The 17,999-nt window shown below is 53.5% G+C and carries 19 protein-coding genes; 17 read left to right on the top strand and 2 right to left on the bottom strand.

Annotated features, from left to right (window positions below; genetic code table 11):
* The first annotated feature begins 231 nt into the window (after positions 1 to 231).
* From HPY81_10325 to HPY81_10290, 8 genes are all read left to right on the top strand, one after another.
* Positions 232 to 429 (top strand): cold-shock protein, encoded by a 198-nt coding sequence (locus tag HPY81_10325; GenBank protein ID NPV27811.1) that lies wholly within the window; start codon positions 232 to 234, stop codon positions 427 to 429.
* Between the two features lie 213 nt (positions 430 to 642).
* Positions 643 to 1,188, top strand: coding sequence for a ribosome-associated translation inhibitor RaiA (gene raiA, locus HPY81_10320; protein NPV27810.1), 546 nt, complete (start codon positions 643 to 645; stop codon positions 1,186 to 1,188).
* 117 nt (positions 1,189 to 1,305) lie between these two features.
* Positions 1,306 to 3,975, top strand: coding sequence for a preprotein translocase subunit SecA (gene secA / locus HPY81_10315; GenBank protein NPV27809.1), 2,670 nt, complete (start codon positions 1,306 to 1,308; stop codon positions 3,973 to 3,975).
* 15 nt (positions 3,976 to 3,990) lie between these two features.
* On the top strand, positions 3,991 to 4,788 hold the full coding sequence (locus HPY81_10310; GenBank protein ID NPV27808.1) for a flagellar motor protein: 798 nt from the start codon (positions 3,991 to 3,993) through the stop codon (positions 4,786 to 4,788).
* A complete protein-coding gene (locus HPY81_10305; GenBank protein NPV27807.1) occupies positions 4,788 to 5,510 on the top strand; it encodes an OmpA family protein in 723 nt (240 codons plus the stop codon). The genes HPY81_10310 and HPY81_10305 overlap by 1 nt, the downstream gene beginning before the upstream one ends.
* A 24-nt stretch (positions 5,511 to 5,534) precedes the next feature.
* Positions 5,535 to 6,654 (top strand): peptide chain release factor 2 gene (locus HPY81_10300; GenBank protein NPV27806.1). Its coding sequence is split into 2 segments (ribosomal slippage): positions 5,535 to 5,609 and positions 5,611 to 6,654, totalling 1,119 coding nucleotides; the frame shifts between segments, so codons are not numbered across the junction.
* Positions 6,655 to 6,704: 50 nt separating this feature from the next.
* Positions 6,705 to 7,553 carry a YitT family protein gene (locus HPY81_10295; protein ID NPV27805.1) on the top strand — a complete coding sequence of 283 codons (849 nt, stop codon included), beginning with the start codon at positions 6,705 to 6,707 and terminating at the stop codon, positions 7,551 to 7,553.
* 4 nt (positions 7,554 to 7,557) lie between these two features.
* Positions 7,558 to 8,376 (top strand): transketolase, encoded by an 819-nt coding sequence (locus tag HPY81_10290; GenBank protein NPV27804.1) that lies wholly within the window; start codon positions 7,558 to 7,560, stop codon positions 8,374 to 8,376.
* Between the two features lie 34 nt (positions 8,377 to 8,410).
* Here the strand turns inward: HPY81_10290 and HPY81_10285 are convergent, their stop codons facing one another.
* Positions 8,411 to 8,593, bottom strand: coding sequence for a hypothetical protein (locus tag HPY81_10285; protein NPV27803.1), 183 nt, complete (start codon positions 8,591 to 8,593; stop codon positions 8,411 to 8,413).
* Positions 8,594 to 8,774: 181 nt separating this feature from the next.
* Here HPY81_10285 and HPY81_10280 point away from each other — a divergent pair, with 181 nt between their 5' ends.
* From HPY81_10280 to HPY81_10255, 6 genes are all read left to right on the top strand, one after another.
* Positions 8,775 to 9,725: a transketolase family protein gene (locus HPY81_10280; GenBank protein NPV27802.1), complete on the top strand. Its 951-nt coding sequence runs from the start codon at positions 8,775 to 8,777 to the stop codon at positions 9,723 to 9,725.
* Between the two features lie 92 nt (positions 9,726 to 9,817).
* The gene (gene ftsE / locus HPY81_10275) at positions 9,818 to 10,504 is read left to right on the top strand and encodes a cell division ATP-binding protein FtsE (GenBank protein NPV27801.1); all 687 of its coding nucleotides are present in this window, start codon (positions 9,818 to 9,820) and stop codon (positions 10,502 to 10,504) included.
* Positions 10,494 to 11,381 (top strand): ABC transporter permease, encoded by an 888-nt coding sequence (locus HPY81_10270; protein ID NPV27800.1) that lies wholly within the window; start codon positions 10,494 to 10,496, stop codon positions 11,379 to 11,381. Before ftsE ends, HPY81_10270 begins: the two co-directional genes overlap by 11 nt.
* A gap of 209 nt (positions 11,382 to 11,590) precedes the next feature.
* Positions 11,591 to 12,550, top strand: a complete 960-nt coding sequence (locus HPY81_10265; GenBank protein NPV27799.1) for a peptidoglycan DD-metalloendopeptidase family protein — start codon at positions 11,591 to 11,593, stop codon at positions 12,548 to 12,550.
* A gap of 115 nt (positions 12,551 to 12,665) precedes the next feature.
* Positions 12,666 to 13,802, top strand: a complete 1,137-nt coding sequence (locus tag HPY81_10260; protein ID NPV27798.1) for a S41 family peptidase — start codon at positions 12,666 to 12,668, stop codon at positions 13,800 to 13,802.
* A gap of 70 nt (positions 13,803 to 13,872) precedes the next feature.
* Positions 13,873 to 15,108 carry a PDZ domain-containing protein gene (locus HPY81_10255; protein NPV27797.1) on the top strand — a complete coding sequence of 412 codons (1,236 nt, stop codon included), beginning with the start codon at positions 13,873 to 13,875 and terminating at the stop codon, positions 15,106 to 15,108.
* Here HPY81_10255 and HPY81_10250 read toward each other — a convergent pair whose 3' ends face one another.
* Positions 15,109 to 15,483 carry a hypothetical protein gene (locus HPY81_10250; GenBank protein NPV27796.1) on the bottom strand — a complete coding sequence of 125 codons (375 nt, stop codon included), beginning with the start codon at positions 15,481 to 15,483 and terminating at the stop codon, positions 15,109 to 15,111.
* A 211-nt stretch (positions 15,484 to 15,694) separates the two neighbouring features.
* On the opposite strand from HPY81_10250, the gene HPY81_10245 reads away from it, so the two are divergent.
* The 3 genes from HPY81_10245 (at position 15,695) to HPY81_10235 (ending at position 17,841) form a co-directional block, all read left to right on the top strand.
* Entirely contained in the window at positions 15,695 to 16,504 is an 810-nt protein-coding gene (locus HPY81_10245) for a response regulator (protein NPV27795.1), read from the top strand.
* Positions 16,505 to 16,652: 148 nt separating this feature from the next.
* Entirely contained in the window at positions 16,653 to 16,961 is a 309-nt protein-coding gene (locus HPY81_10240; GenBank protein NPV27794.1) for an ATPase, read from the top strand.
* Positions 16,962 to 17,142: 181 nt separating this feature from the next.
* Positions 17,143 to 17,841, top strand: a complete 699-nt coding sequence (locus HPY81_10235; protein ID NPV27793.1) for a hypothetical protein — start codon at positions 17,143 to 17,145, stop codon at positions 17,839 to 17,841.
* Positions 17,842 to 17,999: the final 158 nt, after the last annotated feature.

Below are 17,999 nucleotides of genomic sequence, written 5' to 3'. Positions count from 1 at the left end.
GGTGCCAATATTTGACCACCTGTGGGGTGGCTGTCAAGGCCGCTGCCTTGATGCTGATGTTTTGAACGGTGAGGTCTCATAGCGGAAAAAATTTTTGTGGAGATACCTACTAGATCTTGACACGGACTTCGTTGGCTTTTTCGTTGACAAAGCCAGATTCTTTTGCTAAACTTAGTTTACTGCGGGTTAAGCCTAGTCCCGCGCAAGAAACAAATGGGAGGAATGCTTTTAATGCTAGGCAGAGTCAAATGGTTTAATCAAGAGCGAGGTTTCGGATTCATTGAACGCGAGGACGGTGGAGATGTCTTTGTTCATTTCTCGGCGATTCAGGAAGAGGGTTTCAAAACATTAGCTGAAGGCCAGAAAGTTGAATTCGAAATTATCGAAGGGGTCAGAGGGCCTCAAGCGGCTAATGTTGTTAAATTATAGATTAACGAAAGTAATTTAGCAACGGGAAAAAAGGGGACAGGCTATTTTTACTTTGAAAAAAGTTGTCTGATCCCTTTTCCCTTTTACCTTTTACCTGTTCCCTTTTACCCTTTCCCCTTTTTAAAAAAAGTAGCCTGTCCCCTTTATTAGCAGGATTTTTTTGTTTTTTCGGGAATACTAATATAATAAAATTCTTGATGGGAGGTATGAGGCATGCGGATTACTGTCAGGGGCAAGAACCTCGAAGTAACTGACGCGCTGCGGGAGTATGTAGAAAAACGCCTGGGGAAGCTTTCCAAGTACTTGGATAATCTGGATGAGGCGCAGGTTACTTTGAGTGTGGAGCGAGAACACCATGTCGTCGAAGTCACTATCCCGTTGAACGGTATGCTTCTTCGCGGGGAAGAAAATGCCAGTGACATGTATACCTCCATTGACCTGGTGGTCGAGAAACTTGAGAAACAGATCGAGAAATACAAGGCCAGATTTAGTAGGCGGCTGAAGAACCAGACCTTACGCGATTTGGGAGCAGCGGATGGCAATGGACAGGCGAAAGCGGAGGAGGCGGTTGAGCCCTTTAAGGTTGTCCGGACCAAACGGTTTGCCCTGAAGCCAATGCCCGTTGATGAGGCAATCATGCAGATGAACCTGCTCGGCCATAACTTCTTTATGTTCACCAATGCGGAGACCGAGGAGGTAAATGTTGTTTACCGGCGTAAAGATGGCAACTACGGCCTGATCGAGCCAGAATACGAATAAAACTTGCATGAATTGGTGATCAATGCTACAATCGAAATGGTAAAGTTGAACTGGAGGAACCGTATGGTTCCTCATCTTTTTAAATGAGGCTTTCATAAAGAAAGGTGATGCACCGTGGTGCTCAAATTTATCAAAAATTTACTGGATGACAACGCCAGAGAGATAAAGAAATTAAGCCGAATCGTCGATAATATTAATAGTTTGGAACCCGCCATGCAGAAACTCAGCGATGCTGACCTGGCGGCCAAAACGGTGGAATTTAAGCAACGGTTGGCGAACGGTGAGACCCTGGATAATCTTCTCCCAGAGGCTTTTGCTGCCGTGCGGGAAGCTTCCCGTCGCGTGCTGGGCATGCGGCATTTTGATGTCCAGTTGCTGGGTGGTATCGTTCTCCACCAGGGACGGATCGCCGAGATGAAGACCGGGGAAGGTAAAACGCTGGTGGCTACCTTGCCCGCCTACCTGAACGCCCTGGAAGGTCGGGGTGTGCACGTGGTCACGGTCAATGACTACCTGGCCCGCCGCGACAGCGAATGGATGGGGAAAATCTACCGGTTTATGGGTCTGACGGTTGGGCTGGTGGTGCACGGACTTGATTTCAGCCAGCGGCAGGCGGCTTATGCCGCCGACATTACGTACGGAACCAATAACGAGTTCGGGTTCGATTACCTGCGGGACAACATGGCCACGCATCCCGCCCACGTCGTGCAGCGCGAGCTGAACTACGCGATTGTCGACGAGGTCGACAGTATTCTCATCGATGAAGCGCGGACGCCGCTGATCATTTCAGGTGAAGCCGAAAAACCGACGGAGCTGTACTACACGATTGCCCGGATCATCCCGCGGCTTCAGCGGGAGGTTGACTATAATGTCGATGAAAAGGCGCATGTGGTGACTCTGACTGAAGAAGGGGTAGCCAAAGTCGAACGTTACCTGGGTGTGACCAACCTCTATGATGACGTGAATATGGAACTGGCCCACCACGTCAATCAGGGGTTAAAGGCACATGCCCTGATGAAGCGCGACCGGGACTATGTGGTTAAAGACGGGGAAGTCATTATTGTTGACGAATTTACCGGCCGGCTGATGTTTGGCCGTCGCTATAGTGAGGGTCTCCACCAGGCGATTGAGGCTAAAGAAGGGGTCAAGATCGAGCGGGAATCGCAGACCCTGGCGACCATTACCCTCCAGAATTACTTCCGTATGTACCGCAAACTGGCTGGCATGACGGGGACGGCGGCGACCGAGGAAGAGGAGTTCCGCAAGATTTACGGCATGGACGTGGTGGTTATCCCTACCAACGAACCGATGATCAGGCAGGACCTGCCCGATGTGATCTACCGCACCGAAGCCGGCAAGTTTCAGGCGGTGGTGGAGGAAATCATCGCACGTCACCGGACAGGCCAACCCGTGCTCGTCGGGACGATCTCCATTGAGAAATCAGAACGCCTGAGTCAAATGTTGAAAAAACGGGGTATCCCCCACCAGGTGTTAAACGCCAAGTACCATGAGCTGGAAGCGGAGATCGTGGCGCAGGCAGGTCGGTTAGGGGCAGTCACCATTGCCACCAATATGGCCGGCCGGGGGACAGATATCCTCCTGGGCGGTAACCCCGAATTTCTGGCCCAGGCGGAGTGGCGGCGTCGCCAGGCCGAACGCGCTCCAAAGGCACCCCACTCAGGGGCCATGGTGCACGAGCAGGGGGCTGAACTGACGGACCTCCAGACTGAGGAGTACCGGCGACTCTACGAGGAGATCAAGGCCCAGACCGATGCTGAGCATCAGCGCGTCGTCGAGCTGGGAGGGTTGCATATCATCGGGACGGAGCGCCACGAGGCGCGGCGGATTGATAACCAGCTGCGTGGTCGGGCGGGACGTCAGGGTGATCCCGGGTCAACCCGATTCTACATCTCTCTAGAAGACGACCTGATGCGCCTGTTCGGGTCGGACAGCATCGCGGGCCTCATGGATAAGTTGGGCATGGATGACAGCACCCCGATCGAGCACCCTCTCATCACCCGCTCGCTTGAGAACGCCCAGCGGAAGGTGGAAAACCGCAACTTTGACATCCGCAAGCACGTGCTGGAATACGACGATGTCATGAACCAGCAGCGGGAGGTCATCTACGAACAGCGCCGGCGTGTCCTGAACGGTGAGAACCTGAAGGACAGCATCCTGGACATGATCGATAAGGTGGTTGACCGAACCATCGCTCGCTTCAGCGGGGAAAGCATCCATCCAGAGGAATGGGACCTCCAGAGTTTGTTGGACTACGCAGAACAGTTGTTCCTGCCCGACCATGAACTGACGCCAGATGACCTGAAGGTGATGACCAAGGAAGAGATTCGCGATTTCTTGCGCGACCAGGCGTTGGCCTTTTATGAACGGCGGGAGGCCGAACTGGGTTCGGAACTGATGCGGGAACTGGAACGCATGGTCGTGCTGCGGGTAGTTGACAGCAAGTGGATGGACCACCTGGATGCGATGGATCAGCTGCGCCAGGGGATCGGGCTGCGGGCATACGGGCAGCGAGATCCCTTGATTGAGTATAAATTTGAGGCCTATGATATGTTCAACCAGATGATCGAGAGCATTCAGGAAGACATTGTCCGTTATGTTTTTCGGGTGCGTATGGTGGAACAACCCCAGGAACGAGCCCGCCGGGTCACGGAGAATCGGTATGCGGAACCGAACCGGCAACCCGTGCGGGTGGAAAACAAGGTCGGCCGTAATGACCCGTGTCCTTGCGGCAGCGGGAAGAAATACAAAAAGTGTTGTGGGAAGTAGGGGGCAGCGTGTAGTATGGATATCACCACCATCTTTGGGATTATCTTCGGGGTGACCTGCCTGCTGACGGCGTTTGTGTTGGAACATGGGCAACTCGGTTCACTGGTGCAGTTGACGGCTTTTATGATCGTCTTTGGCGGCACGATTGGCGCGACGGTTGTCGGTTTTACCCTGGAAGAAGTGAAGACCGTTCCGCAGCTGCTGCGGGTGGCGTTTCAGGAGAAGAAATACGACGAGTTGGGTTTGATCCAGCAACTGGTCGGGATTGCCGACAAGGCCCGGCGCGAAGGGCTGCTCAGTCTGGAACAGGTTTTACCCGAGATTGAAGACCGGTTTTTGCAGCAGGCGTTGCAGTTGATTATCGACGGGACGGACCCGGAACTAACCCGTAACATGCTGGAGACAGAGATGTATGCGGTTGAACAGCGGCATAAGGTTGGCATCAGCATGTTTGAAGCCGCGGGTGGCTATGCCCCGACAATGGGGATTATCGGGACGGTGATGGGGCTGATTCAGGTGTTGAGCAACCTGTCCGATCCCAGCAGTCTAGGGCCGGCCATCGCGGTAGCCTTCGTGGCCACGCTTTACGGCGTTTCTTCTGCTAATTTATTGTGGCTGCCGATCGCGGCCAAGTTGAAAAACAAGAGCGGCAAGGAAAAAATGATCCGGGAACTGATCTTAGAGGGGATACTTTCCATCCAGGCCGGCGAAAATCCGACGATTATCCGCGAAAAACTGATGACCTTCCTCCACCCCCGTATCCGGAATACCTGGGAGGCAGAATCCTCTGGTGGAATTGGGGTCGGAATGTGATGAGAAGGCGCGGGCATGAGGAGGAAAAACCCCATAACCAGGAGCGGTGGTTGATCACATATTCTGATCTGATTACCCTGTTATTGATCTTTTTCGTGGTGATGTACTCGATCAGTGTCCTGGACTTGAAGAAGTTTCAGTCGATGGCCAGTTCGTTGAGTCAGGTGCTGGCGGGTAAGGAGCTCAGCATCCTGGAAGAGCGGGGTCCCTCCATTGTCCAGGGCAAGAGTGGGGAGGAGCTTCGCCTGGAAGAAATTCAGCGGCAGCTGGAGGAGTATGCCCAGCTGAACGGCCTGGATACCAGTGTGCATATTTTCCAGGAAGAGCGAGGGTTGGTGATCAGCCTGAACGACACCGTTTTGTTTGCCAAGGGCAAGGCGGACCTGACGCCCAAAGCCCAGGCGGTCATCGCCAAGGTGGGGGGGATGCTGGCGACGATCCCCAACCAGGTGCGGATTGAAGGTCATACGGATAACCTACCGATTAACACGCCGGAATTCCCGTCAAACTGGGAACTGTCGACGGCCCGGGCGACCAATGTCTTGCGCTTTTTGTTGGAACACTCTCACCTGGCGCCGGAGCGGCTGTCCGCGTCCGGTTATGGGGAATATCGACCGGTGGCGGCGAACGATACCGAGGCAAATCGTGCGAAAAACCGACGTGTGGACATTGTGATTGTGAAAAGTAAGTATGAATCTGTTGAACCCAAAGTAGGGCGGTAGCAAAAATTGAACCGCAATGGAGGGATGATGAGTTTGCTCGAACTGAGGAAGGATTTCGAGAACATTAAGGAACGCCTGAATGAATTGAGGGTTTCTCTTTGACATTGCCAATAAGTTGCAGCAGATCGCGGAACTGGAGGCCAAAGTGGCGGCCCCCGATTTTTGGGACGACCGGGAAGCCGCCCAGCAGGTGCTCCAGCGGCTGACTAGCTTGCGGCATCGGGTTGACCGCTTTAACGCCCTGGCTGACCAGTGGCAGGAATTGTATGAACTTTGGGAGTTGAGTATCGGGGAGGATGATGAATCTTTATCGCGCGAAATTAGACGCGGTTTAGCGAAACTGGAGCAAGAGGTTGCCCAGATGGAGCTGGAGGTGCTGCTCAGTGGTCCTTATGACCGGCATAATGCCATCATCTCTTTGCACGCCGGGGCCGGGGGGACGGAGGCCCAGGACTGGGTGGAAATGCTGCTCCGGATGTATCTGCGCTGGGCGGAAGAACACCATTATCAGGTCCAGATTATGGACCAGCTGCTGGGAGATGAGGCCGGAATCAAGAGCGCGACGGTACTGATCAGCGGCGAGAATGCTTATGGGTATCTGAAATCAGAAAAGGGTGTCCACCGGCTGGTCCGGATCTCGCCTTTCGATGCTTCGGGCCGGCGGCATACCTCGTTTGCGGCGGTGGAGGTCCTGCCCGAGGTTTCAGATGAGATTGAGGTGAAGATTGACCCAAATGAATTGAAGATAGATACTTATCGCTCAGGCGGGGCCGGTGGTCAGCACGTGAACAAGACGGATTCGGCGGTGCGGATCACCCATTTGCCCACCGGGATTGTGGTCCAATGTCAGAACGAGCGCTCCCAGACTATGAATAAGATCATGGCCATGAAGATCCTGCAGGCCCGGCTGTTTGAGCTGCAGCGGCGGCAGCAGGAGGAAACCCTGGCAGAACTGCGGGGCGAACAGCAGGAGATTGCCTGGGGCAGCCAGATCCGTTCCTATGTGTTTCATCCGTACAGTCTGGTTAAAGACCACCGGACCAATGTCGAGGTGGGTAATGTCCAGGCGGTGATGGACGGGGAGATCGATCCGTTTATTTCGGCTTACCTGCAGGAGGTGGCAAAAGGAGATTTACCGGGTTAGGCCAGGGTAAAACCGGGGTCAATGGCACACAATATTGACGGGGGTGTGCCATGAAGATCGTGTGGAAGGCTGTCCCGCATTACCTCGGCATTACTCTCGGGACGGTTTTTGTGGCCCTGGGTCTGGTTCTCTTTTTAGTGCCGAATAAGATCGCGGCTGGCGGCGTAAGCGGGATCGCTACCATTACTTATTACCTGTTTAAGATCCCGGTGGGGTGGATGATCCTGGCGCTTAACGTGCCGCTTTTCCTCTTTGGGATCAGGGAACTGGGGTTGCCTTTCGGAATACGCAGCCTCTTTGGGACCATCACTCTTTCTTTTTTCGTGGAGATGTTCTCTCTCTGGCTTAAACCGCTTACCCATGACCTGCTCCTGGCGGCGATCTACGGGGGAATTTTGACCGGCCTGGGCATGGGGATCGTTTTTCGCGCCAAGGGGACGACCGGGGGAACGGATTTGGCGGCCAGGTTGATTCACAAATATACTCGCATCAGCCTGGGACAATCTCTGTTGAGCATTGATTTTCTGGTGATTGCCACGGCGGGAGTTGTTTTTGATGCTGAACTGGCGATGTATGCTCTACTTTCTCTGTTTGTGACCAGTCAGGTGATTGATCTGGTCCAGGAGGGGAAGGGCTACGCCAAGGCAGCCTTTATTATTTCCCCAGCTACGGAGCAGATTACGCAGGCCATTTTTCATCAACTGGACCGGGGAGCGACAGCCCTTAAAGGGAGGGGTTTGTATACCGGCCAGGACCGAGAAATAATCTTTTGTGTGGTGACGCAATCAGAGGAAACCAAACTCAAAGATCTGGTCTACCAGATTGATCCCCAGGCCTTTGTCATCGTCAGTGATGTCCACGAGGTGCTGGGCGAGGGTTTTAAGAAGAGAGGTGGATGAAATCATGACTGATGAGGAAATCAAGCAACTAACAGATGTAGCGAAAAAACTGCGCCAGCACATCATCCGCATGACGGCGGCGGCAGCTTCCGGCCACCCAGGTGGTTCGTTATCGGCGGTGGAGATTCTCACTGTTCTCTATTTTCACGCCATGAGAATTAACCCGGCTAATCCCGCGTGGCCGGCGCGGGACCGGTTTGTCCTCAGCAAGGGACATGCCGCCCCTGTCCTATATGCGGCCCTGGCGGAGCGAGGGTTTTTTTCGCCCGCGGAGTTGAACAGCCTCCGCCGTGTCGGCTCAAGGCTCCAGGGACATCCCGATATGCGTAAGGTGCCGGGCGTGGAGATGTCAACCGGTTCTCTGGGGCAGGGACTTTCGGCGGCGAACGGCATGGCCATCGCGGGTAAGCTTGACAAATGGGATTACTGGGTCTTTTGTTTGCTGGGGGATGGGGAATGTGAGGAGGGCCAGGTCTGGGAGGCGGCAATGGCGGCGGCGCACTACCGACTGGACAACTTGATCGCCTTTCTTGATTACAATGGCCTGCAGATCGATGGGCCAATCGGAGAAGTCATGTCGCCTGAGCCGCTGGCGGACAAATGGCGGGCCTTTGGCTGGCATGTGCAGGAGATCGACGGCCATGATTTCAACCAGATTACTGCAGCAATAAATGCGGCGAAAGCGGAGCTGGGGCGACCTTCCATGATCATTGCGCGCACCGTCAAAGGTAAAGGGGTTTCTTTTATGGAGAATCAGGTGGGTTGGCACGGGACGGCGCCCACCCCGGAGCAGGCCGAACAGGCCCTGGCGGAGCTGGCGTAACCCGTCCCCAGAGAGGTCAGCTGCTGTTTAGGGATCAGAAACTCGGCGGTGAGTATCTGACTTCAAGAGAGGCCAGCCGCGGCAAACCGTCAGGTTGGGCGAGGGCTTCGATCGATCCGATATCCGAGACAAACCCCTGGAGGGGCCAGCTGCTTCCTGGGGTCAGGGGCGCGGGTTTCGACCGCTTGTTCACCAACTTTCTGTTATTCGGATCCACCATGTTGCCACGCGCGCGAACAGGCAGTATCCTGCTCCTCAGGCGCTCATAGGGATGTCTTGAGGCAATATTCGCGCCGTTTCAACGCATCCGAATGGTTCACGGCGCTACGTCGAAAACCCTCGCTCCCTTTACAGATGAGCCGCAGCTGGCCGACATAAATCAAGGAAAGGAACGGTTGATGATGCAGAAGATCGCGACGCGCGAAGCTTATGGAAAAGCTCTGGTGAAGCTCGGAGAAAAATATCGTGACCTGGTGGTGCTGGATGCCGACCTGGCCAAATCTACCAAGACGGCGGATTTCGCGAAAGTCTATCCCGAACGGTTTTTCGATATGGGCATCGCCGAACAGAACATGATGGCGACCGCGGCGGGGCTGGCGGCGGCCGGCAAGATCCCCTTCGCCAGCACTTTCGCGGTGTTTGCGACCGGCCGAGCGTATGACCAGGTTCGTAACTCGATTGCCTATCCACGCTTAAACGTGAAAATCGGTGCCAGCCACGCGGGGATTACTGTGGGCGAGGACGGGGGATCGCACCAGTCGATTGAAGACATTGCCTTGATGCGCGTCTTGCCCAATATGACCGTGATTGTACCGGCGGACGCGGTTGAGACGGAACAGGCCGTGGCGGCGGCGGTGGAGATTGATGGTCCGGTCTACCTGCGCCTGGGGCGACTGGCGGTGCCGGTGATTTACGACCAGGAGTACCGCTTTACGTTTGGTCAGGCTGTTTGCCTGCGTTCAGGCCGGGAGGCGGCCATCATCGCGACGGGTATAATGGTGGCAGAAGCCCTTGAGGCGGCGAATATCCTGGCGGAACGGGGGATAGAAATCACGGTCTTGAACGTGCACACCATCAAGCCCCTGGATGTGGAAACAATTGTGGCGGTCGCCCGGGAAACCGGGGCGGTAGTCACAGCTGAAGAGCACAGCGTCATCGGTGGGCTGGGAAGCGCGGTGGCAGAAGTTTTGATCGAGAACTATCCCGTACCGATGAAGAGGGTCGGGGTGATGGACCGCTTCGGTGAATCGGGGACGCCTGGTGAATTAATGGAGAAATATGGCCTGACTGCCACCCACCTGGTGGTGGCGGTGGAAGAAGTTCTTGCCAGAAAAGCTAGAAACATTTAGATAAGTGTAGAAATTGGGAAAAGGATATTCCTGTCTTGTGTCGAAACAACCCTAAGAGGGTTGTTTTTTAATTGGATGAGGTGGACAGGTTGTTGATCCAGTTGTTTAATGTTTCGAAGATTTATCCCAATGGGGTCAAAGCCCTGACCGACGTGACTCTGAAGATAGATAAAGGTGAGTTTGTGTTTCTGGTGGGGGCCAGTGGGGCGGGTAAGTCCAGCTTTATTAAACTCCTGTTTCGGGAGGAACTGCCGACCCGCGGCCAGATCTTTGTTGGTGGCAAAAGCCTGGTGCGGATGAAATCATCCGAGGTGCCTTTCTTGCGGCGGCAGATGGGCATCGTTTTTCAGGATTTTCGTCTCTTACCCCACAAAACGGTCTACGAGAATGTGGCCTTTGCCCTGGAGGTAGTCGAGAAGCCGCCGGGAGAGATCCGTCACCGGGTGATGGAATCCTTGCACCTGGTTGGCCTAAGCGGAAAGGAAAACCTTTTCCCCGATCAACTGTCTGGCGGTGAACAACAGCGAGTGGGGATCGCTCGGGCGGTGGTGAACAAGCCGGTGATCCTGGTGGCCGATGAACCAACGGGTAACCTGGATCTCGATACTTCGTGGGGGATCATGCACCTTTTGTCTGAGATTAACAAGCGGGGGACTACGGTGATCATGGCCACGCATGCCCGGGAACTGGTAGACGGGATGCGGAAGCGAGTCATCGCCATTGAAAATGGCCGGGTGACCAGAGACGAACAGCGGGGGACGTACGGCTATGAAAATTAGAACGGTAGGCTACTTTTTCCGCGAAGCCATGCTCTCAGTCAAGCGGAACGGGTGGATGAGTCTGGCCTCGGTGGGAACAATGGCCATTTGTTTGCTGGTGGTGGGGACGGCCCTGCTTCTGGTGCTGAATACCAACCGGATTGTGACCTCGATTGAATCCAACATCGAAATCATTGCTTACCTGCGTACCGACACCACCGTGGAAAAGTCAGTGCAACTTGGAAAAGAACTGCGGGCAATGCCGGAAGTGGCGGAAGTCGAGTTTGTTTCCAAAGAAAAAGCCCTGCAGACGCTCACGCAGAAGTTCGGCAAGGAACACAACCTGATCGCGGCGCTGGGCGGCACCAACCCCTTGCCTGACGCCTTCAAGATTAAGGCGAAAAACCCGGCTGAGGTCGGTGATCTGGCTAAAAAAATTGAGGCGCTGCCCCAGGTGGAAAAGGTCCGCTATGGCCAGGAAGTGGTGGAAAAACTGTTTTCCCTGACCAGGTGGCTGAAGCTGATTTGCGTAGGGATTATGGTGTTTCTGGCCCTAGCAGCGGTCTTTCTGGTGGCGACCAATATTCGCCTGGCCCTGTTTGCCCGGCGGCGGGAGATTCAGATTATGAAACTGGTTGGCGCGACCAATTGGTTCATCCGCTGGCCATTCTTTCTGGAAGGGATGTTCCTGGGACTGGTGGGTGCTGTCATTGCTGTGGCCATCCTGGCGGGATCGTATTCAGTCCTAATCGGTCATGTGCGGGTGACGCTGGCCTTTCTGCCACTGGTAACGGATCCGCGCTTGCTGTGGCAGGTGTTTGGTGGCCTGCTGGCGGCAGGGACAATCCTTGGGGCAATTGGCACGGTGATTTCACTTTACCGGTTCCTGGATGTGTGAGGAGAATAAGGGGGGAAGCTAGACAGATGATGAGAACTGGCAAGCACCCGCTGATCGCTTTTACTCTGCTCGTATTTATTCTGGTGACGTTCTGGCCGGCCAGCGCTTCGGAACTGGATGAGCGGCGCCGTCAACTGCAGGAAGTGAGCCGGCAGATCGAGGAAAAGCAGCAGCAGCTTAACCAGGCGAAGAGGCAGGAAAAGACGGTCATGGGCCAGTTGAAGACACTGGAGTGGGAGATTGACCGAACGGAAACGGAGATCAGTCAGATCACCGGGCGATTGGGTGCGGTGGAGAAGGAGATTAGCCAGCGCGAGTCCGAGTTGAAAAAGGCGGAACAGGACCTGAACAACCGGACGACCATCCTCAACAACCGCCTGAAGGAAATATACCAGAGTGGGGAAGTCAGCTACCTGGAGGTTTTGCTGGAAGCCTCGAGTATTAGCGATTTCCTGACCCGGTTTGACCTCCTGCAGCGGATTGTGGCGCAAGACCTGGCTTTGCTTCAGACGATCGAGAATGAACGGCACCAGGTTGAAACCAGGAAGGCCGATCTGGAAGTCAAACGCAACGAAATGATGGGACTGCGCCAGGATGCGGAAAGCAAGCGGTCGTATCTGCAGCAGCAGAGCCAGGAGAAGGAGAAGCTGCTTAACTCGATCCAGAACCAGAAAGAGATTGTCGAAAAGGCCCTGGACGAACTGGAAGAGACCTCGCGCGAACTGGAAAAGATCATCCGTGAGCTGCAGGCCAAACAACCACAGCCCAAGCAGGTGGAAGGCAAGTATGCCTGGCCATTGCCTGGCTACAGCCAGATCAGTTCTGACTATGGCTGGCGGATCCACCCGATTTTGAAGCAGCGCCGGTTGCATACCGGGATTGACATTCCGGCACCCAGCGGCACAGCCGTTAAGGCGGCGCAGAGTGGCATGGTCCTGTATACGGGTCCGATGGGCGGTTACGGTAAGGTGGTTGTCCTGAGCCACGGTGGGGATCAATCGACCCTGTACGCTCACCTTTCTGCCATCTCTGTGGCGGTTGGCGATGAGGTGAAAAAGGGGGATAAAGTCGGGGCGGTGGGCAGTACCGGCTGGAGCACTGGCCCACACCTGCACTTTGAGGTGCGAATCAACGGGACCCCTACCAACCCCTGGTCGTATCTGAAGTAAGATCTTGATGTTTCTTGTGTTTGGCATAATATTGGTGTAGTATAGAACATATACATTAGTAGTCGTTCCAGTTAAAGGTGGTAGGAAGGTGTTCGATTTGTCTCAGCGACGAGGTATTGTGCAGGGGATCCTGACCGCGCTGGTGATCATCAGCCTGCTGGTGACGGGTTCACTGGCGGTGCTTATTGCTTCCCATTTCGACCAGTTTGGGCGATTGCTGAAAGCGACGCTACTTGTACGTACGCAGGGGCTGCAGCCAGTGACTGTCAATCAATTGATCGACGGGGCGACGGAAGGGATTGTTGGTTCCCTTCACGATCCTTATTCAGTATACCTTGATCCCAAACATTTCCAAGAACTGAATATCCAGATCCGGGGGACATTCGGCGGGATCGGAGTTTTTGTCGGGCAAAAGGAGCAAAATAAGCTGACGGTGATGGCTCCACCATTTAAAGGGACGCCGGCAGAGGCCGCCGGGCTCAAGCAGGGTGATGTCATCATCGAGATCGATGGCCAAGATGCCCGGAGCATGGATACTGATACCGCGGTTAGCCTGATGCGCGGCGAACCAGGAACCCGGGTCAATCTGGCTATTCAGCGCGGTGAACAGGTGATCCGGGTGACGATCACCCGGGAGAAGATCAGCATTCCTACCGTTCAGGGACGCATTTTGGAAGAAGCGCCGAAGATCGCCTATGTGCAGATTTTTCAGTTTAACACCAATACCGAGCAGGAACTTAACAAGACCCTTCAGGAACTCAACAATAAAGGGTTTAAAGCGATTATTCTCGACTTGCGGAATAATCCCGGCGGTGATTTTAGCGCCGCGATTAAGGTGGCTGAGTACTTTGTCTCCAAGGGGCCAGTGGTTCGGGTGGTGGCGCGTAACGGGCGCGAAGAGGTCTACGAGGCATCTGGCCGAAACCTGAAGTTGCCGCTGGTGGTACTGGTCAATGAGGGAAGCGCCAGTGCGTCCGAGATTGTGGCCGGCGCAATTAAAGATCGCCAGGCGGGTACCCTGGTGGGAACGAAGACTTTTGGCAAGGGCCTTGTGCAGACGGTGTTCCCACTTCCCGGTGAGGCTGGTCTGAAATTGACCACGGCTAAATACATGACCCCCAATGGCCATGACATTAACCAGAAGGGGATTGAACCCGATGTCAAGGTAGAATTGCCACCCAAATCATCACGTGATGTCCAACTGGATCGGGCGATCGAGATCTTGAAAGGTCAGATCCAGGGTGCCAGATAGTCTGCGCTAAGTATGGCCATGGAATGGAGAGCATTTCATGGCTTTTTCTAAAGCCCCGGGGGGTGAAGCAGTGAGTCTGTTGTCGCAACTTGTGCCGATGGTCTTATTCTCTTTATTCCAGGTCGTTTTTTCTACCATGTTTCTGGTGCTGATTGTGGTCATTGGTTTTCAATACTCACGGCTGAGCAAATTAAAGGAGCATTTCTTCGGCTATAACGACCAATCCATCTGGCGGGTAACTGTAATCTCAACCCTCTTCGGGCTGGCCGGAGGTTTTATCGGGAGTTTCCTGATGATTTTGTTTGGCATAACCCTGAATGGGATTGGGATTGCCTATCTCTGGGGGATCGCCCTGTTCTTAATGCTGATCAACCCTCGTTACCTCTGTTTTGCCTATGGGGGTGGGCTCCTTAGCCTGGTCAGCCTGATTTTTGGTTGGCCGGAGGTGAATATTCCCCAGTTGATGGGGCTGGTCGCGATTTTGCATATGGTGGAGGCCTTGCTCATTTTGGGCAGCGGGCACCTGGATCCGGTGCCAGTCTATCTGCAAAACCGCAGCGGCCGCGTGGTCGGCGGGTTTAACCTGCAGAAGTTCTGGCCGATCCCGATCGTTGCCCTGACCACGGTTTCATTAGCTGGACCAACCACCGGCGGAGTGGCGATGCCCGATTGGTGGCCGTTAATCAAACCGCTGGCCGAAGTGCCCCCGGATCTGGTGTTTGCCATTATTCCAGTGGTGGCGGTGTTAGGGTACGGGGAACTGGCGGTGACGGCTTTGCCCGAGCAGCGGACCCGGGTCTCGGCTGTAAATCTGGGTTTGTACAGTCTGGTTCTGCTGGGGCTGGCGGTGGCGGCTTCGCGTGCCGACAGTTTGCGCTGGCTGCCCGCTCTGTTTGCTCCCCTGGGGCATGAACTGATCATTCTGCGGGGGCAGAAATCGGAACTGGAAGGTCAACCGAGGTTTGTCCCGCCGCGGGAGGGAGTAATGATCCTGGATGTGTTGCCTGGGTCAGTCGCGGCGGCCGCTGGCTTACGGCGGGGGCAGATCATTACCCGGGTGAACGGGCAGCCGATCTATTCCCGCTGGGATTTGCTGGGGATGATGGAAGATAATGACCGGTTGGAGTTGGAGGTTAAGCCCAATAGCCGCTGGCCGAGCCGGCGGCTGATGTTGATTAAACCAGGGACTGGTCAGCTGGGGGTAATTCTGGTTCCCGAGGGGCCCGAGGAGGGACACCTGGATTTTACCATGTCCAGCCCGCTGGGCAGGTGGTGGGGGATGATCTGCCGTAAATTCCGGGGTTAACTAGACGACGCGGGCAGTGTCCCAGTCGTTCAGACTTAAGTTGACGCCGTGGATGACCAGCGCTTTGGCAATTTCGTGGGCCGACGACCGATCGGGGACGTGAATTTCCCGTTCGGCCACTGGTTGACCCTGGCGAAAGTACTTGATTGACCAACCGTCGCGGGCATGAGGTTCCACTGTGACTTCAACCTCGTCATTCCGGTAACTGGTGAGAGCCTGTCCGAAATAGGCTTCTACTTTGGGATGCCAGGCCCGGGCAAAATTGCAACCTTCTGCTCGCTCGCATAGTGTACAGTTTGATTCTGTGCGCTTTTTTTGTGTGTAGCCGTTCGGGCACCGCCGGTCAAAACGCAGCTTCAGGATTTCTTTATCCATAAATAATCCCTCCGTGACCAATGAATTCCGTGATTAGTATTACCTGATTTAACTTAATTGTACCATGGCTCGGCAGTAACGAACAGAGTCATCATATCAATCCTCATGCTTCACGGTACAACCAGACGTGAAAACCAGGAGGTGCTTACATCACCAAAATAATTCTGTTAAACTAATATTGGAGAGACGTATTGAAGGAGGTGAAATCCCGTTGGTAGTATTACTGGAAAAGAATGTTTTATTAGCAGAGGACTCAACCCTCACCAGGTTTTACGCCAGGAGGGCACTGGAAGAGAAGGGTTACCTGGTGGATGAAGCTGCCAGCGGCGTGGAAGCACTGGTTAAGGCCAGGGAAAAAGCAGAACCGTATGACCTGGTGATCCTCGACATCCACCTTCCTGGCATGGATGGCCTGGCTGTGCTAGAGAACCTTAAACAACTACCAGAGTACCGGTATGTGCCAGTCATGGTCGTGACAGTCGAGAGCAATGTCTCTATGGTCAGGCGAGCTATAGAACTGGGAGCGGTGGAGTACCTCTCCAAGCCTTATACGGTTGAGGAGTTAGTGCGCCGCGTGGAGAAACTGATCGGATCGGGCGCTAGGGGAGAGGTTACGCCGGTAGAGCTGTTCCATAAAGTGCTGAGAAACGAAATCAACCGGGCGAAGAGGGGCGGATTGAAGCTTGCCCTGGTTCTTGCCAAGTTTGAAGGTCTGAGATGGAAAAAGGTAGTGGAATGTGCCAAGCAGGCACGGCGCCACCTGCGCGAAATAGACACGGTCATAGAATTCAAGAAGGATACACTGGTGCTGGTCCTACCCCTAACGGATAAAGAAGGAGCACAGGTGGTAATAAAGAAACTGGGGAAAGTGTTGCCTGAGGCGTGGGGTTACGGGATTGCGGTATACCCGAACGATGGGCAGGATGGTGAGGAGCTTTTCGCCTTTGCAGAAGCTTCTCTTAAAGAGAGTAGAGATAAAGACAAGCCGCCCTGGCGTGCTGGTCCAGCGATAAGAAAATAAACATCCGCACTGATCAGATTCTTGCGACCGAACCACATTCTTGCGACCGAACCACAAAAAACAGAAAAAAATAGTCACACTTTACGCTTTTTCTCATATAGTAATGTAGGCATCAATAATTAAATGAACTGGATGGGGGGCAGAAATTGTGGCGGAGGCAAGAATCAAGCATATTTTCCCGGGCGGCAATACGGTACAGGGCTTCTATTCCTTATTTGATTCAGTGTTAGAAGGAATGGATCACATATTTGTTATCAAGGGAGGGCCGGGGACGGGTAAATCGACCCTGATGCGCAAGATCGGGTTGGCTATGTTTGAGCGTGGTTATGATATTGAATTCCTCCATTGTGCTTCGGATAATGATTCCCTGGACGGAGTAATCATTCCGGCCATTAGGGTGGCCCTCGTTGATGGTACAGCGCCGCACGTCGCTGTGCTATTACGCAAAACCTTCTGAGCCTTAAAAATCAAGGGATTTGGGATAAGCTCAGTGCTCAACAGCACTGGGTTTTTTACTTTTGTTTCAAAGAAATGCAAAAACCATCAGATTATTAACTTCTTGACAATTCTAGTAGTAGAAGATACAATAAAATTTGGGGAAAATGGGGTTTATAAAATATTTCACGGAGAGGGTTATAATGACTATCACCCAGCGGCAAAAGGATTTCTTGCAAATTATTAAGCAGATTTACGAAGCTACTAATCTGCCAGTACATTATGCGCAGGTGGCAGAATTGCTAAAAGTAAGCAAATGGAGCGCTTACGAAATGCTGAAAACATTAGAAAAAAAGGGGTTTTTGACTACTCAATACGAAGTCAATCTGAAAAAAAAGCACCCTGGTCGGGCGAGAGTAATGTTTGCTCCTGCACAACTAGCCAACTTGGTTTTGGCAACAAAAAAGTTTGGAACTCCGACACCCAACAAAGAAGTACAATTGCTGAAAGAAAGAATATTGTCTCTTTATGATAAACCAAAGAAGAGCGAGTTGAGGGAACTTGTAGAACAATTGAAGACTGAATTGCCAAACATCGAAAACCCTCTTGTTTCTTGTGCCTATGTAATTGCCATCTTGATTTTGCAGCTGCAAACTCTGAGCAAAACCAGCATCCGTCTGATCAAGAACATGGCTTTGGACGTAGCCAAGGGGGAAATAGGGCTAGCCATGTTTGTTGGTGCAGTGATGGGCAGCATGCTGAAAACAGCTTCCCAAGTTCAACTGCTTTCTCATTTGGCCGACTCCCTGTCGGGGTTTCAGAAGAATCTGGCAACATTGAACCAGTCTGAACAGACACTATTGATGGACTTTTTGGGTGAGGCGTTGGCAAAAGCGACATAATTTTTTTTGCGAGATATTTATGGAATTTGGGAATAATGGGGATATTGGGGGAGTACGATGGCTGCATGATGGCTGCATGATGGCTGCATTCAGACCGATATTGAGCATAAAAAACTCAAGGAAAGCATGAAGCGCTATTTTTTTAAGATAAATTTGGG

The organism is Bacillota bacterium (assembly GCA_013178045.1).
Taxonomy (GTDB): Bacteria; Bacillota; Ch66; order Ch66; family Ch66; genus Ch66.
Note: the sequence above shows the minus strand (reverse complement) of the source record. Positions and strands in the feature narration are given on the sequence as shown.

Bases quoted from the DNA above. Each gene is read 5' to 3' on its own strand.
- HPY81_10290 (NPV27804.1), top strand. From the start codon at position 7,558: ATGACTGATGAGGAAATCAAGCAACTAACAGATGTAGCGAAAAAACTG.
- HPY81_10265 (NPV27799.1), top strand. From the start codon at position 11,591: ATGGGCCAGTTGAAGACACTGGAGTGGGAGATTGACCGAACGGAAACG.
- raiA (NPV27810.1), top strand. From the start codon at position 643: ATGCGGATTACTGTCAGGGGCAAGAACCTCGAAGTAACTGACGCGCTG.
- HPY81_10305 (NPV27807.1), top strand. From the start codon at position 4,788: ATGAGAAGGCGCGGGCATGAGGAGGAAAAACCCCATAACCAGGAGCGG.
- HPY81_10270 (NPV27800.1), top strand. From the start codon at position 10,494: ATGAAAATTAGAACGGTAGGCTACTTTTTCCGCGAAGCCATGCTCTCA.
- HPY81_10280 (NPV27802.1), top strand. From the start codon at position 8,775: ATGATGCAGAAGATCGCGACGCGCGAAGCTTATGGAAAAGCTCTGGTG.
- HPY81_10235 (NPV27793.1), top strand. From the start codon at position 17,143: ATGACTATCACCCAGCGGCAAAAGGATTTCTTGCAAATTATTAAGCAG.
- HPY81_10295 (NPV27805.1), top strand. From the start codon at position 6,705: ATGAAGATCGTGTGGAAGGCTGTCCCGCATTACCTCGGCATTACTCTC.
- HPY81_10250 (NPV27796.1), bottom strand. From the start codon at position 15,483: ATGGATAAAGAAATCCTGAAGCTGCGTTTTGACCGGCGGTGCCCGAAC.
- HPY81_10325 (NPV27811.1), top strand. From the start codon at position 232: ATGCTAGGCAGAGTCAAATGGTTTAATCAAGAGCGAGGTTTCGGATTC.
- HPY81_10310 (NPV27808.1), top strand. From the start codon at position 3,991: ATGGATATCACCACCATCTTTGGGATTATCTTCGGGGTGACCTGCCTG.